The 25,676-nt window shown below is 64.2% G+C and carries 23 protein-coding genes and 2 pseudogenes; 12 read left to right on the top strand and 13 right to left on the bottom strand.

All coding sequences use genetic code 11. The features are described from left to right. Positions 1-156 precede the first annotated feature (156 nt). From FE851_RS11660 to FE851_RS11645, 4 genes are all read left to right on the top strand, one after another. Complete coding sequence (locus FE851_RS11660; protein ID WP_017181001.1) at positions 157-810, top strand: Tim44/TimA family putative adaptor protein; 654 nt, start codon at positions 157-159, stop codon at positions 808-810. Positions 811-817: 7 nt separating this feature from the next. Further along, positions 818-2,068: a murein transglycosylase A gene (locus FE851_RS11655; protein ID WP_145202591.1), complete on the top strand. Its 1,251-nt coding sequence runs from the start codon at positions 818-820 to the stop codon at positions 2,066-2,068. 11 nt (positions 2,069-2,079) lie between these two features. Next, positions 2,080-2,619: a Smr/MutS family protein gene (locus tag FE851_RS11650; RefSeq protein ID WP_145202588.1), complete on the top strand. Its 540-nt coding sequence runs from the start codon at positions 2,080-2,082 to the stop codon at positions 2,617-2,619. 99 nt (positions 2,620-2,718) lie between these two features. Further along, complete coding sequence (locus FE851_RS11645; RefSeq protein ID WP_017181004.1) at positions 2,719-4,404, top strand: putative bifunctional diguanylate cyclase/phosphodiesterase; 1,686 nt, start codon at positions 2,719-2,721, stop codon at positions 4,402-4,404. Here the strand turns inward: FE851_RS11645 and dapE are convergent. Further along, positions 4,401-5,555 (bottom strand): succinyl-diaminopimelate desuccinylase, encoded by a 1,155-nt coding sequence (gene dapE, locus FE851_RS11640; protein WP_145202585.1) that lies wholly within the window; start codon positions 5,553-5,555, stop codon positions 4,401-4,403. The genes FE851_RS11645 and dapE overlap by 4 nt on opposite strands. Positions 5,556-5,611: 56 nt before the next feature. Here dapE and FE851_RS11635 point away from each other — a divergent pair. Together FE851_RS11635 and FE851_RS11625 are read left to right on the top strand one after the other, a co-directional pair. Beyond that, positions 5,612-6,010: pseudogene (locus tag FE851_RS11635) on the top strand (cupin domain-containing protein); the annotation flags it as partial. A 302-nt stretch (positions 6,011-6,312) separates the two neighbouring features. Then, positions 6,313-7,320: an LD-carboxypeptidase gene (locus tag FE851_RS11625; protein ID WP_186378856.1), complete on the top strand. Its 1,008-nt coding sequence runs from the start codon at positions 6,313-6,315 to the stop codon at positions 7,318-7,320. A gap of 126 nt (positions 7,321-7,446) precedes the next feature. Here FE851_RS11625 and FE851_RS11620 read toward each other — a convergent pair whose 3' ends face one another. Continuing rightward, positions 7,447-8,535, bottom strand: coding sequence for a helix-turn-helix transcriptional regulator (locus FE851_RS11620; RefSeq protein WP_017181008.1), 1,089 nt, complete (start codon positions 8,533-8,535; stop codon positions 7,447-7,449). An 87-nt stretch (positions 8,536-8,622) separates the two neighbouring features. On the opposite strand from FE851_RS11620, the gene cysD reads away from it, so the two are divergent. From cysD to FE851_RS11605, 3 genes are all read left to right on the top strand, one after another. Then, complete coding sequence (gene cysD, locus FE851_RS11615; protein ID WP_019053754.1) at positions 8,623-9,534, top strand: sulfate adenylyltransferase subunit CysD; 912 nt, start codon at positions 8,623-8,625, stop codon at positions 9,532-9,534. A gap of 122 nt (positions 9,535-9,656) precedes the next feature. Beyond that, positions 9,657-11,570, top strand: a complete 1,914-nt coding sequence (gene cysN / locus FE851_RS11610) for a sulfate adenylyltransferase subunit CysN (RefSeq protein ID WP_130751969.1) — start codon at positions 9,657-9,659, stop codon at positions 11,568-11,570. Positions 11,571-11,578: 8 nt separating this feature from the next. Then, a complete protein-coding gene (locus FE851_RS11605) occupies positions 11,579-12,331 on the top strand; it encodes a 3'(2'),5'-bisphosphate nucleotidase CysQ (protein ID WP_315850595.1) in 753 nt (250 codons plus the stop codon). A 46-nt stretch (positions 12,332-12,377) separates the two neighbouring features. On the opposite strand, the gene FE851_RS11600 is transcribed toward FE851_RS11605, so the two are convergent. Together FE851_RS11600 and FE851_RS11595 are read right to left on the bottom strand one after the other, a co-directional pair. Further along, entirely contained in the window at positions 12,378-13,589 is a 1,212-nt protein-coding gene (locus FE851_RS11600; RefSeq protein WP_145202579.1) for a dipeptidase, read from the bottom strand. A 46-nt stretch (positions 13,590-13,635) separates the two neighbouring features. Further along, the gene (locus tag FE851_RS11595) at positions 13,636-14,733 is read right to left on the bottom strand and encodes a potassium channel family protein (RefSeq protein WP_145202576.1); all 1,098 of its coding nucleotides are present in this window, start codon (positions 14,731-14,733) and stop codon (positions 13,636-13,638) included. A 102-nt stretch (positions 14,734-14,835) separates the two neighbouring features. On the opposite strand from FE851_RS11595, the gene aat reads away from it, so the two are divergent. After that, positions 14,836-15,585, top strand: coding sequence for a leucyl/phenylalanyl-tRNA--protein transferase (gene aat, locus FE851_RS11590; protein ID WP_019053750.1), 750 nt, complete (start codon positions 14,836-14,838; stop codon positions 15,583-15,585). 35 nt (positions 15,586-15,620) lie between these two features. On the opposite strand, the pseudogene FE851_RS27150 reads toward aat, so the two are convergent. The 4 genes and pseudogenes from FE851_RS27150 to FE851_RS11570 form a co-directional block, all read right to left on the bottom strand. Next, positions 15,621-15,791, bottom strand: a pseudogene (locus tag FE851_RS27150) (DUF2155 domain-containing protein); the annotation flags it as partial. A 233-nt stretch (positions 15,792-16,024) separates the two neighbouring features. Further along, on the bottom strand, positions 16,025-16,423 hold the full coding sequence (locus FE851_RS11580) for an NADH:ubiquinone oxidoreductase subunit NDUFA12 (protein WP_017181015.1): 399 nt from the start codon (positions 16,421-16,423) through the stop codon (positions 16,025-16,027). 116 nt (positions 16,424-16,539) lie between these two features. Then, positions 16,540-17,091: a DUF192 domain-containing protein gene (locus FE851_RS11575; RefSeq protein ID WP_145202573.1), complete on the bottom strand. Its 552-nt coding sequence runs from the start codon at positions 17,089-17,091 to the stop codon at positions 16,540-16,542. A 47-nt stretch (positions 17,092-17,138) separates the two neighbouring features. Then, positions 17,139-17,663 (bottom strand): regulatory protein RecX, encoded by a 525-nt coding sequence (locus FE851_RS11570; protein ID WP_145202570.1) that lies wholly within the window; start codon positions 17,661-17,663, stop codon positions 17,139-17,141. A gap of 149 nt (positions 17,664-17,812) precedes the next feature. Here FE851_RS11570 and FE851_RS11565 point away from each other — a divergent pair, with 149 nt between their 5' ends. Together FE851_RS11565 and FE851_RS11560 are read left to right on the top strand one after the other, a co-directional pair. Continuing rightward, positions 17,813-19,573 (top strand): fatty acyl-AMP ligase, encoded by a 1,761-nt coding sequence (locus tag FE851_RS11565; protein WP_017181018.1) that lies wholly within the window; start codon positions 17,813-17,815, stop codon positions 19,571-19,573. 63 nt (positions 19,574-19,636) lie between these two features. Next, positions 19,637-21,997, top strand: coding sequence for a putative bifunctional diguanylate cyclase/phosphodiesterase (locus FE851_RS11560; protein ID WP_145202567.1), 2,361 nt, complete (start codon positions 19,637-19,639; stop codon positions 21,995-21,997). Here FE851_RS11560 and FE851_RS11555 read toward each other — a convergent pair. The 5 genes from FE851_RS11555 to aroQ all read right to left on the bottom strand — a co-directional run bounded on the left by FE851_RS11555 (position 21,994) and on the right by aroQ (position 25,614). Further along, positions 21,994-22,743: a ParA family protein gene (locus FE851_RS11555; RefSeq protein WP_017181020.1), complete on the bottom strand. Its 750-nt coding sequence runs from the start codon at positions 22,741-22,743 to the stop codon at positions 21,994-21,996. The genes FE851_RS11560 and FE851_RS11555 overlap by 4 nt on opposite strands. Before the next feature lie 69 nt (positions 22,744-22,812). Beyond that, a complete protein-coding gene (arsC, locus tag FE851_RS11550; protein ID WP_145202564.1) occupies positions 22,813-23,157 on the bottom strand; it encodes an arsenate reductase (glutaredoxin) in 345 nt (114 codons plus the stop codon). Between the two features lie 63 nt (positions 23,158-23,220). Then, positions 23,221-24,567 (bottom strand): acetyl-CoA carboxylase biotin carboxylase subunit, encoded by a 1,347-nt coding sequence (gene accC / locus FE851_RS11545; RefSeq protein WP_017181022.1) that lies wholly within the window; start codon positions 24,565-24,567, stop codon positions 23,221-23,223. A gap of 13 nt (positions 24,568-24,580) precedes the next feature. After that, on the bottom strand, positions 24,581-25,066 hold the full coding sequence (gene accB / locus FE851_RS11540) for an acetyl-CoA carboxylase biotin carboxyl carrier protein (protein ID WP_145202561.1): 486 nt from the start codon (positions 25,064-25,066) through the stop codon (positions 24,581-24,583). Positions 25,067-25,173: 107 nt separating this feature from the next. Further along, on the bottom strand, positions 25,174-25,614 hold the full coding sequence (gene aroQ / locus FE851_RS11535) for a type II 3-dehydroquinate dehydratase (protein WP_019053742.1): 441 nt from the start codon (positions 25,612-25,614) through the stop codon (positions 25,174-25,176). Positions 25,615-25,676 lie beyond the last annotated feature (62 nt).

The raw sequence follows: 25,676 nt of genomic DNA, 5'->3' as shown, positions 1-25,676 counted from the left end.
CGGTGGGCGGCAAGCCCCCCTGTGCGATGACCCGCGCGCTTAGCAGGGGCGGAAGGGCAGGGCAATGCCGCGCCGTGCAACCCCCTATTTGAAGTTGTGCGCAAACATGCCTATGTTGTTCGGAACATTGTTCCCACACAAAGGGTATAGCCTTCCGTGTATGTGATTGTCATCCTCGCCATGATCGCCGGTTTTCTGGCGCTGCGGCTCTATTCCGTGCTCGGCAAGCGTACCGGGCATGAGCAGGAGCCTGCGCTGCGCCCGGCGGAGGACCGCGCCAAGGTGACGGTGCTGCAACCGCGCCCCGCCACTGAGATGTCGGGCGATTCGGTGCGTCTGGCCGATGGATTGATCGCGCCGGGGGCCGAAATGGGCGTCCGTGCGCTGATCGCCGCCGACCGCAGCTTCGACGTGCCGCAATTTGTCGATGGCGCAAAGAGCGCCTATCGCATGGTGCTGGAAGCTTTCTGGCGCGGCGATCGGGATGAAATCGCCTGGTTGTGCGACGACGATGTGCGCGCTTCGTTCGAGGAGGCAATCGCCGCCCGCGAGGCGGAGGGGCATGTCCTCGACAACCGGCTGGTCCGTATCGAAAAAGCCCGGATCGTCGAGGCGTCGGTCGATGGCCGGATCGCGCAGGTTGCGCTTCAATTCGAAGCGGACATTGCCGCGATCACCCGCGACAAGGACGGCAATGTGGTTGCCGGATCGATGACCGACGCGATCGGCACCAACGACATCTGGACCTTCACCCGCGACATTCGCAGCGCCGATCCCAACTGGAAGCTCAGCGAAACCGACGAGGCGTGATCGCAGCATGAATTTTCGGAATAGGGCGGGCGCGCTGATGGCGGCGCTGGCACTGTCCGCCTGCGCGGGCGGCATGATCCCGCCCTCTGCCGGCGGCCCCGCTCCGTCGCGTCCCGTGCCGTCGGGTACGGCCACGCGCCCTGCGCCTGCTGTCCCGCGTCCGACCTTGCCGGTCGAAATGCCTGCCGATCCGGCGATGGACAGCAGCACCGCCGCGGGCCTTGGCGTTACGCGCGGCCCTGACATCGCTAGCCTGATCCCGTCGGGCGAACGATCGCGGCTGGCGCTCGAGGCCTTCCGCATATCCTGCCCCACGCTGATGCGCCGCACCGACCAGAGCGGCCTGACCAAAGGGTCCGACTGGAATAATAGCTGCGCGGCGGCGGCAAGCTGGCCCGAAACATCGGCCAGCGAATTTTTCTCCCGCTATTTCGAAGCGGTGCAGGTGGGCACCGGCACGGCCTTCGTCACTGGCTATTATGAGCCGGAAATCGCGGGATCGCGCACCCGCCAACCGGGCTATGAGGTTCCGATTTACCGCCGCCCGACCGACCTGATCGACGTCGATCTCGGCCAGTTCAGCGACGCTCTGAAAGGCCGCACGATCCGGGGCAAGGTGTCCGGCACCAAATTCATCCCCTATGACGAACGCGCCCAGATCGTGGCGGGCTCGCTGGCCGGACGCGGGCTGGAACTGGCCTGGGCGGCTGATCCGGTCGAGTTTTTCTTCCTTCAGGTGCAGGGCAGCGGGCGTCTCAACCTGCCCGACGGCAGCGTCATGCGGATCGGCTATGACGGGCAGAATGGCCGCGACTATAGCGGCATCGGCAAGCTGATGAAGGATCGCGGCCTGATCCAGGTGGGGTCGATGCAGGACATTATGGCCTATCTGCGCGCCAACCCGGTCGAGGGCGCGGCGATCATGAATGAAAACAAGAGCTTCGTCTTTTTCCGCGAACTGACCGGCGCCGGGCCGATCGGCGCTCTTGGCGTGCCGGTGACGGCGGAGGCGACGGTGGCCGCCGATCCCAAATTCATTCCGCTGGGCGCGCCGGTGCTGCTTTCGCTTGATCGGGCCGAACCCAATGGCGTGTGGATCGCGCAGGATACTGGCGGCGCGATCAAGGGGGCCAATCGCTTCGACAGTTTCTGGGGCGCAGGCGCGCGGGCGCGGGGCATTGCCGGTGGCATGTCGGCGCGCGGCAGCGCGTTGGTCCTGCTGCCGATCGGTTCGGCGGCGCGCCTCGCAAGGCCCTGACCAGTCGTCCGATGGCGCGGCGGCACCTGTCCCCTGATGAAGCCGCGCTCTGGACCGCGCTGACCCGATCGGTCCGGCCAATCCGGCCGCATGGCCGCGTGATGCCAGCGCTCCCGACGCAGCCAGTGGCCATCACGCCCAAAACAGGGTTAACGCCGCCGCTGCGCCAGACGCCGACCCCGGCCCCCGTCGCGGTGCGTACCCCGGCCGCCGTGCTCGATACCGGCTGGGAAAAGCGCATTCGCGGCGGCACGATCAGCCCCGACATGAGCATCGACCTGCATGGCCACAGCCTGTCGGCGGCGCATGTCCGGCTACATCAGGCGATCGCATCGGCGCTGGCGCGCGACGCCCGCGTCCTGCATGTCGTCACCGGCAAGCCGCCCAAAAACGCTGCGGATGGCGCTTCGCGGCGTGGGGCCATCCGTGGCGAAATCGGTCATTGGATCGAAACCAGCCCCTATGCCGACCGCATCGCCAGCGTGCGCATCGCCCATCCGCGCCATGGCGGCGACGGTGCGCTCTACCTTGTTTTGCGGCGCAAAAAATAACGCCATCCCCCGCTTTCGCTGATCTTTTCTTAACCACTGTCCTTCATATCCGGCGGATCATGATCCTGTTCGGGGTCGTTTGCGGGGGTAAGGAGGCAGATGCACGGCGTAACGTTGAAAAGCCGCGCCGCTGCCTTTGCCTGCGCCGCGGGCGCGCTGGTGTTCATCCTGTCGCTGGTGCTGGGCTATACCCCCGGCGCGCAGGATGACATCGTCCAGATCGGCCGCGCGCTGATCATCGCCATTTTGTGCGGTACGATGAGCTGGGCGTCGGCGCGCCGCACCATCGCCACCACCGCGACGGCCATCGACGCCGCCACCGAACGCCTGCTGGCCGCCGCCCATGGCGATCTCCAGTCGTCGGTGCCAAGGGAGATCGGGCTGGAACTGCCGGATCTGTCGGTCGCGCTGGAAAGCCTGTTCAGTCAGGTCCGCACCAATCTCGACCATGTCCAGGCGCTTGCCCTGTTCGATCAGGTGACCGGGCTTGCCAATCGCACCAGCTTCTGCCGCCAGGTCGAACGCCTGCTGGCCGAGCGGGAGGAGGGGGGCATGGCCGCCCTGTTCTTCATCGACCTGGACGGGTTCAAGGGCGTCAACGACACGCTGGGCCATGCCGCGGGCGACCAGCTGCTCGCGCGCGTTGCGGGTCGGCTGCGCGAAGTGGTGATGGCGCAGATCGGCGCCGGGATGGGGGACGCGGTCATCGGTCGCCTGGCCGGTGACGAATTCACGATGTTCTTCCCGACCCTGTCGGGCCACAACGCCGCCGCGCGCATCGCCCGCGCTATCCAGTTCGCGCTGGGTGAGCGCTTTGACCTTGGCAGCCAGCATGTCGATCTGGGCGCGTCGATCGGCATCGCCTGCTATCCCGACCATGGCGATACGCTGTCCACCCTGCTGCGCGCCGCCGACATCGCCATGTATCATGCCAAGCATGAAGGGCGTGGCCGCGCGGAAATGTACAGCGACGCGCTGGCGCTGGAGGCGTCCGACCGCGCCGATCTGGAGCGCGACCTGCTTCTGGCGTTGGAGCGCGACGAATTTCTGCTGGAATTCCAGCCGCAGATCGACATTCAGACGGGCCGCGCCGTGGCCGCCGAAGCCCTCGTGCGCTGGGCGCATCCAGAGCGCGATATCGTCATGCCCGGCGTGTTCGTGCCGGTGGCGGAGGAAAGCGGCACCATCGTCGCGCTGGGGGACTGGGTGATGAGCCGGGTCTGCGAGACGGCCGCCCGCTGGTCGCGCGCAGGCATTCATCAGCGGATCGCCATCAATATTTCCACCCGCGAACTGGGTCAGGCCGATTTTTTCCTGCGCCTGCGCCACGCCATCGCCACGCATCAGGTGCCAAACGGCATGCTGGAACTGGAAATCACCGAATCGCTCGCGATGGACATGGAAGCGCGGGTGCTCGACCAACTTGCCGCCCTGCGCCGCGACGGGCTGCGTATCGCGATCGACGATTTCGGCACCGGCTATTCCAACCTGTCGCGATTGAAGGAATTGCCGGTCGACCGGGTCAAGATCGACCGCAGCCTGGTGCGCGACATTGCCACATCATCCGAAGCGCGGACCATCTGTTCGGCGGTCGTCGGCCTGATTCAGGGGCTGGGCATGGAAGTAGTGGTCGAAGGCATAGAGAATCAGGCGCAGATGGACATGCTGCGCGTCATCGGCTGCACCCTGTTCCAGGGCTATCATCTGGCGATGCCGACCGGCGAGCAGGATTATCTGGGCCGCTACACCGGGAACCCCGCCATGCTGGAACGCGACGCGGGTTAAGCGCCCGCCGACTGACCCAGCGCCCGCTCCACGATCAGCCGGTAAATCTCGACCAGATCGCGCAGATCCTGCACCGCGACGGCCTCGTCCAGCTTGTGCATGGTCGCATTGTTCAGGCCAAACTCCACCACCGGGCACAGACGCGAGAGGAAGCGCGCGTCGGACGTGCCACCCGTAGTGGACAGTTCCGCCTCCAGGCCTGTTACCTGCCGGATCGCGCCCGACACCAGGTTGGACAATGTGCCCGGTGCGGTCAGAAAGGGCTCGCCGCTGATCTTGGCCATCACCGTGCCGCCCTCGGCCGCCGCGATCGCACTGATCCGTTCGACGAGCGAAGCGCCGCTATGCTGATCGTTGAAGCGGATAGAGATGCGCGCGTTCGCCGCGCCGGGAATGACATTGGTGGTCGGGTTGCCAACCTCCATGTCGGTAATCTCTATATTGCTGGGCTGGAACCAGTCGGTCCCTTCGTCCAGCACCAGCGCATCGATTGCGGCCAGGATGCGGACCAGACGGGGCACGGGATTGTCGGCCAGGTGCGGATAAGCGACATGGCCCTGGGTTCCGGCCACGCTGATCCACATATTCACCGACCCGCGCCGCCCGATCTTGACCACATCGCCCAGCCGGGCCGACGATGTCGGTTCACCCACGACGCACAGGTCCGGGCGCAGTTCGCGCGCGGCCATCCGCTCCATCAGCGCCAGCGTGCCATAAACGGCCGGGCCTTCCTCATCCCCGGTGATGATCAGGCTGATCGTACCGGGCAGGTCGTCGGACAGGGTGCCCAGCGCGGCGACGAAGGCAGCGATCGATCCCTTCATGTCCACCGCGCCGCGTCCGTAGAGCAGGTTGCCGCGAATCTCCGGCGCGAACGGATCGCTGGTCCAGCCGGGGCCGGGTGGCACCACGTCCAGATGTCCGGCAAAGGCGAAGTGCGGGCCAGCGCCGGTAGTGCGCCATGCCAGCAGATTTTCGACCGGCCCGTCGGGCGCTTCGCCGACCACGAACCGATCCACGGTAAAGCCCAAAGGCAGCAGCATGTCCTCAAGCGCGGCGAACACCGCCCCGGTCGCTGGCGTTACGGACGGACAGGCAAGCAGCTGCCGGGCAAGCGCCACCACGTCATCATTGGCTCTGGTCATGGTCATGCCCGTGCGTTAGCGAAAGCCATGCCGCTTGACCAGCAGCAGCAGGAGAAGAGGCCGTGCCCCGGATCGATCCAGAAATTGTCGCGCTGACGAACACCACCGGCTATCCGCCGCCGCATGATCAGGCCGTGGCGCATCGATGGGTGCGGCGGCTGGGACCGGCGCTTGGCCTTACCGATTTCGGTGTCAGCCATGTCGTGCTGAAGCCCGGCGGCGCTTCGTCCCAGCGCCACTGGCATGAGGATGAGGATGAATTTGTCGTCATGCTGGCAGGCGAGGCGGTGCTGGTGGAGAATGACGCCCGCACGCTCATGCGGTCGGGCGATATGGCGGTCTTTCCCAAGGGCGAACCCAATGGCCATCATCTGCTGAACGAAAGCGACGATGATTGCGCGTTTCTCGCCTTTGGTCGTCCGCCATCGGGGGATTGCCATTATCCCGACATAGACCCTGTCTCTTATACACATCTAGATGTGTATAAGAGACAGATCCAGTGCGATCGTCAAAAGCCTGTCTCTTATACACATCTCGCCCGCACGCTCATGCGGTCGGGCGATATGGCGGTCTGTCCCAAGGGCGAACCCAATGGCCGTCATCTGCTGAACGAAAGCGACGATGATTGCGCGTATCTCGCCTTTGGTCGTCCGCCGTCGGGGGATTGCCATTATCCCGACATAGGCCTGTTGTGGACGGATGGCGGCTATAGGCGCAAGGACAGGAGCAGCTTTTGACGATCGCACTGGATCGCCGCGCGCTGATGGGCGGCATGGGCGCGCTGCTGGTCGCGGCCAAGTCTCCGCCCCTCGCGCCGCCGACGCTGGTGAAGCCGCCCCGCCTGCGGCCCGGTGACACGGTCGGGCTAATCGAACCGGCGGGCTTTACCGATGACGGGTTCGACCTTGATCTGGTGCGCGAAACCATCGTCGCCATGGGGCTGAAGCCCAAGGATGCGCCCCATCTGGCGCAGCGCCATGGCTATCTGGCGGGCAAGGATGCGGATCGGGCGGCGGACATCAACGCCTTCTATGCCGATCCATCGGTCAAGGCGTTGTTCGCGGTGCGCGGCGGCTGGGGCTGCGCGCGCCTGCTGCCCTATCTGGATTTCGCGACGATCCGCGCCCACCCCAAGCTGCTGGTCGGCTTTTCGGACATCACCGCGCTGCATCTGGCTTTCGCGGCGAAGGCGGGCTTTACGACCGTTCATGGTCCCAATGCCGCGAGCAGCTGGGGCAAATTATCCTGGGACGCTTTTCGTGCCGTGGCGTTCGACGCGGAAACCCCGACCTTCGCCAATCCGCCGGGGACGGAGGACCGGCTGGTCCAGCGCAGCGGGCGTATCCGCACCTTCCGCCCCGGCGTGGCGCGCGGGCGGTTGCTGGGCGGCAATCTTACCGTGCTGGCGGCGCTGATGGGCACTGGCTGGCTGCCCGACTTTACCGGCGCGATCCTGTTTATCGAGGATATTGACGAAGCCCCCTACCGGATCGACCGGATGCTGACCCAGTTGGCGCTGGGCGGGGTGCTGGGAAAGCTGGCGGGCGTGATATTCGGCCAGTGCAGCAGTTGCACCGCCGCTGGCCCCTCCTATGGCGGCTTCACTCTGTCAGAAGTGCTGCAACAGCATCTGGAGCCACTCGGCGTCCCGGCGTTTCAGGGCGCGCTGTTTGGCCATGTCGCCAACCAGTTCAGCTTGCCGGAAGGGGTGCAGGCGGAAATGGACGCAGGCGCTGGAACGATCAGGTTGTTGGAGGCGGCGGTCACCTGAAGCATGATCATTTCAGGGTAAACTCCAACCTCCGTTCGTTTCGAGCGAAGTCGAGAAACGTCGCGCACAGGTTTCTCGACTTCGCTCGAAACGAACGGATGATGGGTGCTCATCGGATTTCCCCAATCACGCGATCGCCAGCACGCTCGTCAGCACGATTCGCACCAGTTCCGCCTGTCCGCGCGCGCCGGTCTTGGCATAGATTTTCTTGCTGTAATTGCGTGCGGTTTCCACCGTGATGCCCAGATTTGCCGCCGCTTCGCTGATGGGAATGCCCTGCGCGATTGCCCAGGCAAGGCGCGCCTCGCTTGGCAACAGGCCGAACAGTTCCACCAATTGTTCGCACCGGTCCGCCTGCGACCAGCGATCGCCGCTCAGATAGGCGATCGCCACCGGGGTCGATCCCGCCGACACCGACCGTCCCCGGATGGGCGAGACCAATATGTCCATCCATGGATCGCGGCTGAGGTTGATCGCGCGCGGTCGACTGTCCGGGTCGTCGGCCATCTGCTTGACCAGCGCGGTCAGTTCCCGGTCGATCAGCGGCGATTCCGGGGTCAGCCGGTCATAGCGCCCGCGCCGCAACACGCTGGTACGCTGGAATAATTGTTCGACATGGGCCGTCATGTCGATGATGCGGCAGCGCGCATCGAGCGTCAGCCAGCCGAAGTTGAGCCGCCCGAACGCTTCGGTCGTCAGCGTCGATCGCAATTTCTCCCGCTCCAGCGCTACGAAGGATCGCAACGCGATGCGCAGATGCGGCGCCAGCCCGGTCAGCAGCGCGCTGACCGCCGATCCGATCGAGGCTCCTCCCGCACAGGCCAGCCAGCCATCCACGCCGCTCGGCTCGGTTACGCGGATCGACCGCATGTCCGTTATCCCCTGCGGCAGCACCGGGTCGCGGGGCAGGGCGCGATCGACCGGGGCGCTCTGTTCCAGCAATTCGGCCAGCGTATAGGCCCGGCCTTCGCGCATGTGGCGATAGGGGAAAGGGTCGCGGCCATACTTCTCGATGAACAGGCTGTGCAAATGGGTCGGCGGCGGCGGTCCGGCATGCAATTCGACGATCGCATCCTCGTCCACCGGGCGAAAGACCAGCGTCGTATAGATGGCGCCGGTGCGCATTCGCAGTTTTTCAAGAAAGTCATGCCACAGCGGTTGCTGAAACATCCCTTCGTGCAGGGCCGCCAATAATCCGCCATCGTCCAGCCGCATGGGCCATGTTCATACATCCTCCCATATGGGAGGTCCAGTCCTTTGGCTTTGCTGCCATAGGGGACGCACAATCAAGCCGAGGACCGCATGGTAGACGCAAAAACCCTGACCCATCTGGAGCGACTCGAAGCCGAGAGCATCCACATCCTGCGGGAAGTGGTGTCGGAGGCGGAAAAGCCGGTCATGCTCTATTCCGTCGGCAAGGATTCAGCCGTGATGCTGCATCTGGCGCGCAAGGCCTTCTATCCTTCGCCGCCGCCCTTTCCGCTGCTGCATGTCGACACGACCTGGAAGTTTCAGGAAATGTACAAGCTGCGCGACCGGATGGCGCAGGAAAGCGGCATGGAATTGCTGGTCTATCAGAATCAGGAAGCCAAGGACCGGGGCATCAACCCGTTCGACCATGGCGCGCTCCACACCGATATGTGGAAAACCGAAGGGCTGAAGCAGGCGCTCAACCTCTACGGTTTCGACGCAGCCTTTGGCGGCGCGCGCCGCGATGAGGAAAAGAGCCGTGCCAAGGAGCGCATCTTCTCGTTCCGCACCGCTTCCCATGGCTGGGATCCCAAGAATCAGCGGCCGGAACTGTGGAACCTCTACAATGCCCGCAAGGCGAAGGGTGAGAGCATTCGCGTCTTCCCCATCTCCAACTGGACGGAGCTCGACATCTGGCAATATATCCACCTGAACGACATTCCGATCGTTCCGCTCTATTTCTCGGCCAAGCGCCCGACGGTGGAGCGCGACGGCATGTTGCTGATGGTCGATGATGACCGCTTCCCGCTCGAACCGGGCGAAGTGCCGGTCGAACGCTCGATCCGCTTCCGCACCCTGGGCTGCTATCCGCTGACCGGCGCGGTGGAGAGCGAGGCCGCGACCCTGCCTGAAGTCATTCAGGAAATGCTGCTGACCACGACGTCGGAACGGCAGGGCCGCGCGATCGACAAGGACGCCGGCGGCGCTGGCATGGAGAAGAAGAAGCAGGAGGGCTATTTTTGACGCGCCACGGAATGCGCAGCGTTCCGAAGCGTCAACCCCAGCGAAAGCTGGGGCCTCAGGCCGCCTGACTCTTCCCAAGATCAACGAGATCCCAGCCTTCGCTGGGATGACGAGGTAGCGATATGACCGACACCCTCACAGACCCCATCTACAAGACCGACGCCCTTATTGCCGAGGATATCGACGCCTATCTGGATGTGCATCAGCACAAGACGATGCTGCGCTTCATCACCTGCGGGTCGGTGGATGACGGCAAGTCGACGCTGATCGGTCGGCTGCTCTATGACAGCAAGATGATCTTCGAGGATCAGCTTGCCGCGCTGGAGGCCGACTCCAAGCGCGTCGGCACGCAGGGGCAGGAGATCGACTTCGCCCTCCTCGTCGACGGCCTTGCCGCCGAGCGGGAACAGGGCATCACGATCGACGTCGCCTATCGCTTCTTCGCTACCGAAAAGCGCAAGTTCATCGTCGCCGATACGCCCGGCCACGAACAATATACCCGCAACATGGTGACCGGCGCGTCCACCGCGGACCTGGCCGTCATCCTAATCGACGCGCGCAAGGGCATATTGACGCAAACCCGTCGCCACAGCTACCTCGCCCATCTGATCGGCATCCGCAACATCGTGCTGGCCGTCAACAAGATGGATCTGGTCGGCTATGATCAGGCGGTATTCGACAAGATCGTCGCCGATTACACCGAGTTTGCGAACAGCATCGGCATCACCGCCTTCACGCCGATGCCGATTTCCGGTTTCAAGGGCGACAATATCACCGGCCCGTCGGAAAACACGCCCTGGTACACCGGCCCCGCGCTGATCGAGCATCTCGAAACCGTCGAGGTCAACAGCGCGGTCGACGCCGACAAGCCCTTCCGCATGCCGGTGCAGTGGGTCAACCGCCCGAACCTCGACTTCCGTGGCTTTTCCGGCCTGATCGCCACCGGCACGGTCAAGCCCGGCGACGCCATCCGCGTCCTGCCGTCGGGCAAGACCTCGACCGTCAGCCGCATCGTCACGATGGATGGCGATCTGGATCAGGCCGTCGCTGGCCAGTCGGTCACGCTCTGCTTCGCCGATGAAATCGACTGCTCGCGCGGCGATGTCATCGCGCTCGCCGACAATCCGCCGCAGGCCGCCGATCAGTTCGAGGCGACGATCGTGTGGATGGCCGATGAGGAGATGCTGCCCAGCCGCTCCTACTGGCTCAAGATTGGCACCCAGATGGTCACCGCGACCATCCAGCAGCCCAAATATCAGGTCAACGTCAACACGATGGAGCATCTGGCGGCCAAGACGCTGGATCTCAACGCCATCGGCGTCGCCAACCTGTCGACCGACAAGCAGATCGTGTTCGAACCCTATGCCCAGAACCGGACGCTGGGCGGCTTCATCCTGATCGACAAGATCAGCAACGCCACGGTCGCCGCGGGCATGCTGCACTTCTCGCTTCGCCGGGCGCAGAATGTACATTGGCAGGCCACCGACGTCAGCCGTGAATTCCACGCCGGGCTGAAGAATCAGAAGCCGGCGGTGCTGTGGTTCACCGGCCTGTCGGGTGCGGGCAAATCGACCATCGCCAACCTTGTCGAAAAGAAGCTGGCACGGATGAACCGCCATACCTTCCTGCTCGATGGCGACAATGTCCGCCATGGCCTCAACAAGGATCTGGGCTTCACCGACGCCGACCGGGTGGAAAATATCCGCCGCGTGGGCGAAGTCGCCAAGCTGATGACCGATGCGGGGCTAATCGTCATCACTGCCTTCATCTCGCCCTTCCGTTCGGAACGCGACATGGTGCGCCAGATGATGCAGCCGGGCGAATTTATCGAGGTGCATATCGACACGCCGCTGGCCGATGCCGAAGCGCGCGACGTCAAGGGGCTCTACAAAAAGGCAAGATCGGGTGAGCTTAAAAACTTCACCGGCATCGACAGTCCCTATGAAACCCCGCTCGACCCGGAAATTCGCGTCGATACAGTGGCAATGACAGCCGAAGAAGCCGCTGACGCCATCGTCGCGAGGCTGATCCCATGAGCGGCGGCATGACTGACGCGGAACTCGCGGTCCATCTCGCCGAAACCGCCGGGCGCATCCTGCTGGAGGTGCGCGCCAGCGGGCTTTTCAGCCCCAAGGCGCTGGGCAAGGCAGGTGATCAGACCGCCAACCAGTTCCTGTGCCACGCCCTGCGCGAGGTGCGGCCTGAGGATGGCCTGTTGTCCGAAGAGGAAAAGGACAATGAAGATCGGCTGAGCCAGTCGCGTGTCTGGATCGTCGATCCGGTCGACGGCACCCGCGAATATGGCGAAGCACGCGCCGACTGGGCCGTGCATGTGGGTCTGGCGATCGACGGCAAGCCCGCGATCGGCGCGGTCGCGCTGCCGGGGCTGGATGGCGGCGCCGTCATTCGCACCGACCAGCCGCGCGTCGTGCCGCCCGCCCCTGCGCAACTGCGCATGGTGGTCAGCCGCACCCGTCCCGCCGCCGAAGCGGTGGCGGTTGCGGAGAAACTGGGCGCGGAACTGGTGCCGATGGGCAGCGCCGGGGCGAAGGCTATGGCGATCATCCTGGGGCAGGCGGACATCTACCTGCATTCGGGCGGGCAATATGAATGGGACAGCATGGCCCCGGCCGCCGTCGCGCTCGCCCACGGCCTGCATGCCAGCCGCATCGACGGCAGCCCGCTGATCTACAACCAGCGCGACGTCTACATGCCCGACCTGCTGATCTGCCGGAAGGAACATGCAGAACAGGTGCTCAAGCTGATCACCGAGGTGCAGGCCGCAGCGTCGAACTGACGGTAACAAGGGGTGGGCCAGCGCCAGCGTGCGCAGGCCCACCCCGCTAACCGGCCACCTTCTCCGCCGCTTCCATTACCCGCAGCACATTGCCACCGACCAGCTTGGCCACGTCCGCGTCGCTCCACCCGCGCCGCATCAGTTCGGCCAGCAATGCGGGATAGGTCTCGACCCCGCCCAAGCCTTCGGGCAAATCACCCACGCCGTCGAAATCGCTGCCGATGCCGACATGGTCGTGTCCAGCAATCTTGACGATATGCTCGATATGATCGGCCACCTGTCCGATCGTCGCTACCGGCTCTGGGTGCGCCGCTTCCCATGCCGCCAGCGCCTTTTCCGCGCCCTTGGGATCGCCGATATACAGCCCGCCAAAGGGCGGCGCATTATAACGGGCAATCTCAGCGCTGCGGTCCGCGCCCCAGACGCGGCGGGCTTCGGACACATATTGCGCGGCAAAATTGACCATCACGACCCCGCCATTGGCCGCAACCTGCTTCAGCACCGCGTCGGATACATTGCGCGGCGTGTCGCACAGCGCGCGGGCGTTGGAGTGGGAAAAGATGACTGGCGCCTTCGTCACCTGCAATGCGTCCAGCATCGTTGCCTCGCTGACATGGCTCAGATCCACCAGCATGCCCAGGCGATTGAGTTCGCGCATCACATCCTCGCCGAACGGGGTCAGTCCGTCATGCTTCGGATTGTCGGTCGCGCTGTCGGCCCAATCGATGGTGCGACTATGGGTCAGCGTCAGATAGGCCGCACCCAGCCCGCGATAGGCGCGCAGTACCGCCAGGCTGCCGTCGATCTGCCCGCCACCCTCGACCCCGATCAGCGATCCGATCCGCCCGGCCTTGTGTGCGGCCCGCATCTGCGCTGCGGTCGTCACCAGCGCAAAGTCGCGCGGATAGCGTTCGGCCAGACTGTGCACCATGCCGATCTGGTCCAGCGTATCCTTGACTTGGCGGTCCTGCGGCAGGTCCGCCGATACCCAGACCGACCAGAACTGCCCGCCAACGCCGCCAGCTTTCAGCCGCTTGATGTCGGTATGATATTGCTTCGGATCGAGTTGTGTCAGGTCCATCGTCCAGCGCGCGTCCTTCGCCTTTTCCGCCAGGGCTTCGGGCCAGTCATTATGGCCGTCGATCAGCGGCGTGGCTTTGAGGACGCGGGCGATCCGCGCCGCATAGGGATCGGGCGCGGCCTGCGCGGGCAGGGCGGCGAACAGCAGCGGCAGCGCCGCAAGACGAAGGCATTTCATGGGGGCGAGGGTAGGCCTGCGTTTCCCCAAGTCAATCGCCGGCTGGCTATCCGAAGAATGTCCGCCCGGTGCGCTGGCGTTGCGCCGGGGCGGTGAAGATCGCGCCCGCCGATACGCGGCTGCCGCGCACCACCAGCAGCACCTGATCCTGCGCCTCCAGTCGCACTTCCTCACCGGGATGCTGGATGCTCTTGCCATTGGCATGGTCGATCTGGACGATAAAGAATGCGCCCCGGCCGCGTCGTTCCGCCTCTCCCACGGTCACGCCGGTCATCGCGCCCTTGTCCGGCACGACGACCATTTCCAGTTCCAGCCCGAATTCGTGCAGGCCGCGCTTCATCTGCCCCATTTCGGTCGAATCGGCGATGAACCCGGCGGTCGATGGATAGAGGATCATCTCGGCGATCCGCTCCGCGCCGATATGGGTGGGCAGCACGACCTTGTCCGCGCCTGCGTGCAGCAACTTGCTTTCCGTGGTCGGCGCCTCGCCCCGCGCAATGATCTCCAGGTCCGGATTGATGTTGCGGGCGGACAGGGTGATGAACACATTGGCGGCGTCATCGGGCAGGACGGTGGCCAATATCTTTGCCCGGTCGATGCGGACGGCGCGCAGCGCGCTTTCCTCCGTCGCCTCGCCGCGATGGCACAGATAGCCCAGCGTCTGCGCCTCGGCGATCTTGCCACCGTCGCGCTCCAATATGACAAAGGGCGTGCCCGCCGCGTGCAGTTCCTTGGCCAGTTGCACGCCGATCCGGCCAAAGCCGCAAATCACCACATGGCCATTCAGCCGTTCGATCAAAGTCTGCATGCGATCCAGTCCCAGCAATCGGCGTAGTTGAATGGCCGCGAACATCTGCACCAGCGCGCCGGTCAGCACGATCATGCCGGTGCAGCCCAGCACCATCGTGGCGATCGTCACGACGCGCAGATAGGGCGTAGCGATCGGCCGGACTTCGCCATAACCCACTGAAAATATGGTCAAAGTTACCATGTAGGCGGCGTCCGCGATCGGCCATCCCGCCGCGACATAGGCCGACACCGCCGCAACAAAGACGATGGCGACGAAGATCAGCGTCCCCACCAGCAACCGCGCCGGTGAGGCAAAGAGGCTGGCGGCGTCGCTGCCCGTCCGGTCCTGTGCCATCGTTTCCGCTCCCCCCGAAGCCGGCAATGTGGTGGCGCTTTTGCGCGATCCTGTCGAGTCCGGTGATGACCGCATGGACGGATGCCGTTAGAGGGGAAGGCGATGACGATCGACCCGCTGCTCCTGCTGCAAGCCTATGCCATCGGCGTATTCCCCATGTCGGACGATCGGGAGGCAGAAGAAGTCTATTGGGTGGAACCCAAGCGCCGGGCGATCCTGCCGCTCGATGCTTTTCATATGTCGCACTCGCTGTCGAAAACGCTCCGTCGCGACCAGTTTCGTGTCACGGCCAATCGCGATTTCGCCGGGATCGTGGCGCTATGCGCGCAGGCCGCGCCGGATCGGCCATCGACCTGGATCAATGGTCCGATCGAACAATCCTACCGCCAACTCCACGCGCACGGCTTTGCCCATTCCATCGAGGTGTGGGAGGGGGAGGAGTTGGTCGGCGGGCTGTACGGGGTGTCGCTGGGCCGCGCCTTCTTCGGCGAATCGATGGTGTCGCGCCGCACCGATGCTTCAAAGGTCGCGCTGGCCTGGCTGGTTGCGCGGCTGCGGTTTGCGGGCTTTACCCTGCTCGACTGCCAGTTCATGACCGAACATCTCCGCTCACTCGGCGCGGTGGAGATCGCCCAGCGTGATTATCTTCAGTTGCTGGGGGCGGCAGTTGGTGGCGTGCCGCTGGGGGCGGGATCGGGCGTGCTGTCGGCAGGCGCGGGTGTCGCTGCGGAACTGGCGTTCGCGCCGCTGGCACGGGATGCGGTGACTGGTTCGCCCTTGCCGCCGATCTTGACCGATGCGGGGCCGCTTTCGGGCCATGCCATCGCGCAGCTTCTGACCCACACATCATAGACCGGGTGCTGCACGACGTTGCGGTCCGGCCGTTCGCGGAACAGCCAGCCGGAAAAATTGCGCCGCCATTTGCCGTCCGCGCTGCTGCGCACGTCCAACTGCACGAAGGCGCCGGTTTCCTGGACATTTTCCCATGGCGCGCTGGTTTCGCAGGCCTGAAGCCGCACGATCGCATCGCCCACGCGCAACGCCTCGCCCGGCTTCATCGTCAGGTCGCGGGTCAGGCCGTTGCGCTTGTTGAGCAGGCCGATCACGGCCACCCGGTCCGCCATCGGCGTGCCGGGCAGGGTGGCGGCGTTGCTCGACTGGATCGGCGAGCCCTCTACCTTGACCGGTCCGGTCTGGTTGGTAGTGGGCACGTCATTGCCGCCACAGGCGGACAGCGCCAACAGGGGGGCGCCAAGCAGGATCGACAGGCAAGCCCCCGCCGGACGGCGGATCATGATGCGTCGGGGCTCCATGCCTCATAATCGCCGGTCGCCTTCTGGCGCAGGCCGCCCTTTTCCATCGCGCCGGACGGGCGATAGGCAAGTGCGGTGCCGGTGGCGTTGGGCGTGAATTCCCGTTCCCAGATGCGCGGCGGCGGCAGGAAGCTTTCGGGCGTCCCTTCGATCGAATGATGCAGCCAGCCGTGCCATTCGGCCGGAACCCGGCTCGCGTCATTCGTGCCGTTATAGATTACCCAGCGGCGCGGCACGCCATGGACGTCGCTGCCGCCTTCATAATAGACATTGCCCTGAATATCCTCGCCCACCTTCTGACCCTTGCGAGCGGTGAAAAGCGAGGTGCCGATGGTCGCGCCATCCCACCAGGTGAAGATCTTGCCGAGGATTCCCATGGCTCACGCGCTTAGCCGCTGCGACGGGGGATTGGCAAGGCGTTTTGGGAGTGTGATGATGCCCATCAGGGGCAGCGCGGCTGCAAAAAATCCGCTTGTTCGCCGGGGCGTGACGATCATCCGGGGCAGAAATTCAATTCCGTCCGCAGTTTTTCCGTCGGCACGGCGCAGCCGCCCCATTGCACGACGTCGCCTTCCTTGATGCCCAGCTCCGCCGCGCGCCCGCCGCCTATTTCCAGCACAGCGGCCACAGGAACGCCTGCCGACACCGGCTCGCGCGAATAGGGGACGCTGTCGGCACCGATGAAGGCGATCGTCCCATCGGTGCGGATGAAGAGCATGTCGAGCGGGATCAGCGTATTCTTCATCCAGAAACTCGCCGTGCGTGGCGGGTCCATGGGGAACAGCATCCCGCCATTATCCGCCAGTTCCTTGCGGAACATCAGTCCCGCTTCCTGCTGCTGCGGCGTCGCGGCAACCTCGACGGCGAAGCGCCGCGCGCCGTTCCTGCTCTGGATGACCAGCGGCAACAGCGCGGCGGAAGGCGCAGCGCTGGCAGCCTCATTACCGACCATATTGCCGCCTGCCGAATTGCCGCCTGCCGATGGGGGCTGGCTGGAACAGGCCGCGAGCATGGCCAGAGCGATCAGGGCGGGAAAGCGCGTCATTGCGCTTGCCTAATGCGATTTGCGTGGCGAGGGGAGGGGGTTAACCTTCATTCCTCCGCTTCCGGCATTTGCCCGGGCGCGGCATCGACCCAGCGCCGGGCGATCGCATAGCTATGGCCCGCGCGCAGAAAGGCGGCGATCGCCTTTTCCCGCTGCTTGGGGTCGGGCGCTGCGCTGGCATAGGGGCCGATCCGTTTGCGCCGGGCATAGCGTTCCGCCGCGATCCAGCGTTCCGCGTCCACCTGCGCATCGGCATCCGCGCGGTCGGCCGTGGCGATGCCCGCGGCGCGCAGGCTTTCGTCGATCCGGCGCGCACCATAGCCCCGGCGACCCAGCGCCGCGCTCTTCATCACCGCATATTGGCTGTCATCGACATAGCCGAGGCCCGCCAGCCGATCGACCAGGGCGGGCAGGTCAGCCGGTTGTTCGCCGCCCCAGCCGCATTCCCTGATCTTGCGTTGCAGATAGGCAAGCAGCTTGCCCCGGCTGGTCGCGAACCGGCTGACATAACGCAGCGCGGCGTCGCGCAGGCTGTCTTCGTCAAGCGGTGGGCGGGGGCGTTTGCTGGTCATATTGCGCCTTCATGCGCCGGCCGCCATCTTTATGCCACAGTCGGGCCGGAATTTCACCGTGCCTTATGCGCTAAAAGGGCGGACTGGAATCTAATATCCGGTGCATGTCGCGGTCAAAGATGATAGCGGCCGCGCCGATCACATAATTTATGACATTGGGTGAAACCAATATGACGGGTTCGCAAGAGATGATGGCACCGACGCCGACCACTGATGTTCTGCCGCGCCGTTTCTCGGACTTCGAGACGCTGGGCGAGGCGCTCGACTATGCGGCGCAGGGTGTGCGCGGCCTCAATTTCCATGATGCCCGCGGCAATCTGGCGCGGCCCTATCCGTTCAGCGAGTTGCGCAGCGACGCCATCGCCTGCGCCCATCGGCTGATCGCGCATGGCGTCAAGCCGCAGGACCGGGTCGCTTTGGTTGCGGAAACCGGCGTCGATTTCGCCCAACTCTTCTTCGGCATCATCTATGCGGGCGCCTGGCCGGTGCCATTGCCGCTGCCCACCAGCTTTGGCGGCAAGGAAAGTTATATCGACCAGCTTAACGTCCAGCTTTCCAGCTGCGACCCGATGCTGTTCCTGTTCCCCGCAGAACTGGCCGAGATGGCGGGTGAATCGGGCCGTCAGAAGGCGGTCGAGAGCATCGCATTTGAAGATTTCATCGCCCGCGATGCCGTTCCGGCCGACCTGCCCAGGGCGCAGGCGCAGGACATCGCCTATCTGCAATATTCGAGCGGATCGACCCGCTTCCCCCATGGCGTTGCCGTGACGCATCATGCGCTGCTCAGCAATCTGGCAGCGCATAGCCATGGCATGGAAGTGCAGGACAGCGACCGCTGCATCAGCTGGCTGCCCTGGTATCATGACATGGGGCTGGTGGGCTGCTTCCTGTCCGTCGTCGCCAACCAGGTGTCGACCGATTATATGAAGACCGAGGATTTTGCCCGCCGCCCGCTGGCCTGGCTGGACCTCATCAGCCGCAATGAAGGCACATCGATCAGCTATTCGCCAACCTTCGGCTACGATATTTGCGCGCGTCGCATGTCCAGCCAGACCAAGGCGCAGGATCGGTTCGACCTGTCCCGCTGGCGGCTGGCCGGCAATGGCGCGGACATGATCCGTCCTGACGTGATGCAGAGCTTCGTCGATGCCTTTGCCGATGCGGGCTTTTCGCCCAACGCCTTCCTGCCAAGCTACGGCCTGGCCGAAGCGACGCTGGCCGTCACCATCATGCCGCCGGGTGAAGGGATCATCGTCGAACTGGTCGAGGAAACCGACCTGTCGGGCGGCGACGCGACCGAAGGCCGCCCCCAGCGCTTCCGCTCGATCGTCAATTGCGGCAAGCCCGCGCGCGGCATGACCGTGGAAATCCGCGATGAGGATGGCGGCCCGCTGAACGAGCGCCAGATCGGCAAGGTGTGGACCACCGGCCCGTCGCTGATGGTCGGCTATTTCCGGGATCAGGCCGCGACGGATGCCTGCATGGCTGACGGCTGGCTCGACACCGGCGACATGGGCTATCTGAGTGACGGCTATCTCTACATTGTCGGCCGCGCCAAGGACATGATCATCATCAACGGCAAGAATCACTGGCCGCAGGATATTGAATGGGCGGTTGAGCAGCTGCCGGGCTTCAAGCAGGGCGACATCGCCGCCTTCGCCATCACCACGCCGGGCGGGGAAGAAGCACCCGCGGTGCTGGTCCATTGCCGCACCTCCGACAATGACGAACGGTCCCGCCTGCGCGACCAGATTCGCGAACGGGTCCGCGCGATCACCGGCATGAACTGCGTCGTCGAACTGGTGCCGCCGCGCACCCTGCCACGCACCAGTTCGGGGAAATTGAGCCGGTCCAAGGCACGTAACCTCTATCTGACTGGTGAGATCCGCCCTTACGACATCGCGGCCTGAGGCTGACTGTCGCGCGATCGGCGGACTTACCAAATCATAACGCATCGCTGCTATCGCGGGATCGTGGGCAGCAATTCGAACCATATCGTCGAGCCGGACCGTCAGGAACGCGCATCGCTGCGCGCGATGACGGGCCTGTGCCAGGTCAGTGACGATGTCGGAACGCGAGTGCTCGAAGCGCAATTGCGCACGGCAGACAGCGTCGCCTTGTTGCGGCAGGTGATGAACCTGTGCGGCCTGGTGTTCATCTGGCAGGTTTTTACCCACTGCTGTTCGCCGGTCATGCTGGGGCTTTGGAGCGCCGGGTTGATCGGCTGCACCCTGGTTGGCGTGCAGATGGACCGCGCCCGGCGCACCGCGAACAATAGTCGCCTGACGAGCCGCGATCTGCGTCGGCACGGACTTGGCGCATTGTTGCAGGGCATCATATGGGCCGGCTGCATGATGCTTGTCGCGCATGCGGGGGAGACCGAGGAACTGGTGGCGCTGTGGACGCTGATCAGTTGCATCATGGTGTGTGGCGCGATCAGCTATGCCGCGACTCCATTGTCTGCCGCCGCCTTCCTCTTGCCCTGCATCGCCGGCCTGTTCGGCATGTTCCACGATGGCGCCCAGTTGCCGCTGCGCGCGCTGGCGACCAGCTATGCGCTGTCGCTGCTGATCGGTTGTGTCATCTATGCCCGCACCTTCGCGCGTCAGCATAGCACCAGCGTGCAACTGGAGGAAAAGAGCGAAGTCGTCAGCCTGTTGCTGCGCGAATATGAAGGCGGCGGGTCCGACTGGTTATGGCAGACCGATTCACTGCGCCGTATCAGCAGCGTGTCGACGCGCTTTGCCGAAACCATGGGGCTGGACCCAGCCCAGCTGGAGGGCGAACCCCTTGTCCAGATATTGGCGGGCAGCAGTTGGGAAAGCGGCCGTTTCGCTGCCGGACTGCATAGTCTGGCCGACCATCTCAAGCGGCGCGAAAGTTTCAGCAACCTGGTCCTTCCGGTCGAGGTGAAGGGCGAGACCCGCTGGTGGGAATTGTCCGCTTCGCCGCGCCATGATGAAAACGGGCTTTTTCTGGGCTTTCGCGGGGTTGCGTCGGACGTCACGGCGCAACGCGAATCGGCGGACAAGATCGCCAGGCTGGCGCGCTTCGATCCGCTGACCGGCCTGCCCAATCGCAGCCATCTGCGCGAAGCGCTGGACAAGGCAATGGCGGCAACCCGTGGACGAACGCCGGGCTGTGGCTTCCTGATGATCGATCTGGACCGGTTCAAGGCGATCAATGACACGCTGGGGCACCAGACCGGCGACAAGCTGCTGAGCCAGGTCGCGCGCCGTCTGCGGCAAATCTGTTCAGGCCCGGAATTTTGCGGGCGTATCGGCGGCGACGAATTTGGCGTGGTCATTCCGACCGTCTCTGACAGTCACCGCATCGAACAACTTTCCTCCGCCATCATCAGCGCGCTGTCGGCGCCCTATCAGGTCGATCAGCATATGCTCTATGTGGGCGCATCGGTCGGCTCGGCGATGTCGCCGATGGACGGGGGAGAGTCGGAATCGCTGATCCGCAGCGCGGACCTGGCGCTCTATCGCGCGAAGGATGAAGGCGGTGGGCTGCATTGCGCCTATGAGCCGCAATTGCATGCCAAGGCGGAAGAAAGGCGGCTGCTCGAACTGGCCTTGCGCGAGGCGCTGGCCAAGGACCAGCTTCACGTCCTCTATCAGCCGGTGGTGGATGCGACCAGCGGCCGCGTGTTGGGGTTTGAAGCGCTGGTGCGCTGGACCCATCCGGAAATGGGGCCGATTTCGCCGGCCAAATTCGTGCCTGTCGCTGAAGAAGCCCGGCTGATCGCACCCATCGGCGAATGGGTGCTGCGCACCGCCTGCATGGAAGCGATGCGCTGGCCCGACGATGTGCGGATTGCCGTCAACGTGTCGGCTGAACAATTGACCAACCCCAGTTTCGTATCTGCGGTCGTGTCCGCGCTGGCGCAGAGCGGGCTGGAAGCACGGCGGCTGGAACTGGAAGTCACCGAAAGCGTGTTCATGAACGAGGATGCTGGCGCGCTGCGGGTGCTCGACCAGTTGCTCGGCCTTGGCATCCAGCTTTCGCTCGATGATTTCGGCACCGGCTATTCATCGCTCGGCTATCTCAGCCGTACCCGTTTCAACACGATCAAGATCGACCGCAGCTTCGTGGTCGGCGCGTCGAAAAACACGCCTGAAAGCCTGGCGATCATCCGTGCCGTCGTGACGCTGGCCGACAGTCTGGGCATGACGACCACGGCTGAAGGCGTGGAAACCGAGGTCGAGCTGGAGATGGTGCGGCAACTGGGCTGCAAAAAGGTGCAGGGCTATTATTTCGGCCGCCCGATGGCCGCGCAGGACGCCATTGGCCTTTTTCCGCCGCCCCGGGAGCGGGCGCGGGCCTAATTGCCCTGCAATTGGCGTTCGACCATGGTCCAGAGCGCGGCAAAATCCTTCGCAGGGGCTGATGCCGGGGCAAAGGCGCCCAGCGGCTTGCGGCGCACGGTCATCTGCTCGATCGCGCTGGCCATCGGGATGGCGGGCCAGTCGGGCTGTTCGTCCAGCGCCTTGCGATGCAATGTCCGGCGGCGATCCACCATCGAATAAACCGGCAGGATCGGCGCATGGCTGCCGCCCCGCTGCACCAGATAGCGGGCCACTTCGCCCATCGCGCGCTGCGACAAGGGGGATGGGATTACGGGAATGACAATGATGTTTGCAGCGCGCAGCACCTGCTCGCTGGTTTCGGTCAGGCCCGGCGGACAATCGAGGATGATGCGGTCATAATCCTTCCCCAGACTTTCGATCAGCTTGGACAGCCGCTTCTTCTTGTCCATCTCACGGAACAGATGGTCCAGGCTGCGCAATGACGTGTCGGCGGCGATCAGGTCCAGTCCCGGCACCGTCGACGGCTGGATCAGCTTGCGGACTTCTACATCCTTGCTGAATATCGCCTGTGCGGCGTCCCGGCTCTTGCTGTCGGTGGAAATCAGCCAGCTCGATGCCGCCTGCGGGTCCAGATCCCACAGCAATGTCCGCCGTTTGGAAATGGTCGCCGACGCCCAGGCGAGATTGATCGCAAAGGTGGTTTTGCCCACCCCGCCCTTCAGGCTGTAAACGGCGATAGTCGCCAATGCCGGTTCCTTTGCCATGGGGGGAAGCTACGGCTTCCGCCCGCCAAAGCAAGCCCTCAATCATGGCAATGTTACGCCATGGTGACGTTACAGGACGTCGCGCGCCTTTTCCGGCGGACGGGCGATCACTGCGCCCTTGTCGGTCATGACGATTGCGCGCTCGATCAGGATCGGATGCGCGGCCATGGCATCGAGGATCGCGGCATCGTCGCTGGTGTCGAGGGCGATTTCCTTGACGACGCTCTCCCCCTTGCGCAGCGCATCGCGCGGGCTCAGTCCGGCCTTGGCCAGCACGGCCGCGATCTCGGCCCGACTGGGCGGGGTCTTGAGATATTCCACGACCGTCACGTCGACGCCGGGCGTTTCCTGCAGGATCGCCAGCGCCGCGCGCGATTTGGAACAGCGGGAATTATGCCAGATGGTGGCCTTCATCCCTGGCCGTCCCGCGCCAGTTGGCAGGCTGGTTCGGAGAAACGAATCCCCCGGATGCTTTCCTTACCCCTCACGAGCCAGCCAATCTTCCAGCCATTTGATCGTATAGTCGCCGTTCAGGAACTGCGGGTCCTCCAGCAGCGCCTGATGCAACGGGATCGTGGTTTTCATCCCCTCGATCACATATTCCTGCAAGGCGCGTTTCAGCCGCATGATGCAGCCTTCGCGGGTGCGGCCATAGACGATCAGCTTGCCGATCATGCTGTCATAATAAGGCGGCACCTTATAACCCTGATACAGGCCGCTATCGACGCGGACATGCATGCCGCCGGGGACATGATAGCGGGTCACGGTGCCGGGCGATGGCGCGAAGGTGCGGGGGTCTTCGGCATTGATCCGGCATTCGATCGCATGGCCGGTAAAGCGCAGATCCTCCTGCGCGACGGACAGCGGCTTGCCTTCGGCGATGCGGATCTGTTCGCGGACCAGATCGACGCCGGTGATCATCTCGGTCACCGGATGTTCGACCTGAAGCCGGGTGTTCATTTCGATGAAGTAGAATTCGCCATCTTCCCAGAGGAATTCGATCGTGCCTGCGCCGCGATAGCCCATATCGGCCATCGCCTTCGCGCAGACGCCACCGATCCGCTCGCGGTCGGCCTGGCTCAGGATCGGGGAGGGCGCTTCTTCCAGCACCTTCTGGTGGCGGCGCTGGAGCGAACAATCGCGTTCGCCCAGATGGATGGCGTTGCCATTGCCGTCGCCGAACACCTGAATTTCGATGTGGCGCGGATTGCCCAGATATTTTTCGAGATAGACGGTCGCGTCGCCAAATGCCGCTTTCGCTTCCGACCCGGCCTGCTGCATCAGCGTTTCCAGCTCATCGGGCGAGGTGCAGACCTTCATGCCGCGACCGCCGCCGCCCGATGCTGCCTTGATGATGACCGGATAGCCGGCCTTTTCCGCGATCGCCTTGGCCTCCTCAAGGTCGCTGATCGCGCCGTCGGAACCGGGGACGAGCGGCAGGCCCAGCGCACCGGCGGTCCGCTTCGCCTCGATCTTGTCGCCCATGGTGCGGATATGTTCGGGCTTTGGCCCCACAAAGGCAATGCCATGGGCCTCGACGATTTCGGCGAATTTGGCGTTTTCGCTCAAAAAGCCATAGCCCGGATGGATCGCGTCCGCGCCTGATATTTCGGCGGCCGAAATGATCGCCGCGATGTTCAGGTAACTGTCGCGTGCGGCGGGCGGCCCGATGCAGATCGCTTCGTCGGCCAGCCGCACATGCATGGCGTCGGCGTCGGCGGTCGAATGGACGGCGACCGTCTTGATCCCCATTTCGTGGCAGGCACGGTGAATACGCAGCGCGATCTCGCCGCGGTTGGCGATCAACAGCTTTTCGATGGTCATGGGCTGCGCGGCCTTATTCGATGACGATCAGCGGCTGGTCATATTCGACCGGCTGACCATTATCGACCAATACCGCCTTGATCGTGCCGGACGACGGCGCGGGAATGGCGTTCATCACCTTCATCGCTTCCACGATCAGGATGGTTTCGCCGGCGGCGACCTGTGCGCCGACCCGTGCGAACGGGGCGGCGCCCGGTTCTGCCGACAGATAGGCGGTGCCGACGATCGGCGACCGGACCATGGTTCCTGCGGGCGCCGCCAATTCAGCGGCGGACGCGGCCATGGGGGCGGCAGTCGGAGCTGCCTGGGCGGCGGGGGCCGGGGCGAAGGATGGCGCATAGATGGGCGCGCCGCCGCCAGCCTTGCGGGCGACGCGGATCTTGCGATCGCCATCCTCGACCTCGATCTCGGTCAGGTGGGTATCGTCGAGCAGCGCGGCCAATTCGCGCACCAGCGCGACATCCACCTGCATTGCGCCCTTTTCCTGCTTGTCGTTCATGGTTGACCCTTATTTCGTATCTAAGCCTGATAATTGCGGCAAGCGCCTATGCCGATTTGCGCCAAAGCGCAACTTTGTAGCGTCGACCCGAAGCAGTGCAACGGCTGTTACAGTTCCAGCGCGGCTTCCAGCGCCAGCATGTAGGACATTGGGCCAAATCCCGCGACCGTGCCCTTCGCCGCCATGCCGACATAGCTTTTGTGGCGGAATGCCTCACGCTTGTGCGGGTTGGACAGATGCACTTCGATCACCGGCACGGTGATGCCCTTGATCGCGTCATGCAGGGCGACCGACGTGTGGGTCAGTCCGCCGGGATTCAGGATGACCGCATGGGCGCCTTCGCCATGGGCCTCCTGCAACCAGTCGATCAGATGGCCTTCATGGTTGGACTGGCGAAAATCAATGACGACATGGGCGCGGGTGGCGGCATCCTCCATCCGTTCCGCAATATCGTCCAGCGTGTCATAGCCATATATTTCCGGCTCCCGCGTTCCCAGCATGTTGAGATTGGGGCCGTTCAGCACATAGATTTTGCGCGTATCCGCCACGACGATCCCCCTTGGTTGTTGCGAGCAGGGGACAAGCGCCCCTATATGTGGCCAAGACCTTT

The organism is Sphingobium sp. B2, from assembly GCF_007693735.1.
GTDB lineage: Bacteria > Pseudomonadota > Alphaproteobacteria > Sphingomonadales > Sphingomonadaceae > Sphingobium > Sphingobium xenophagum.
Note: the sequence above shows the minus strand (reverse complement) of the source record. Positions and strands in the feature narration are given on the sequence as shown.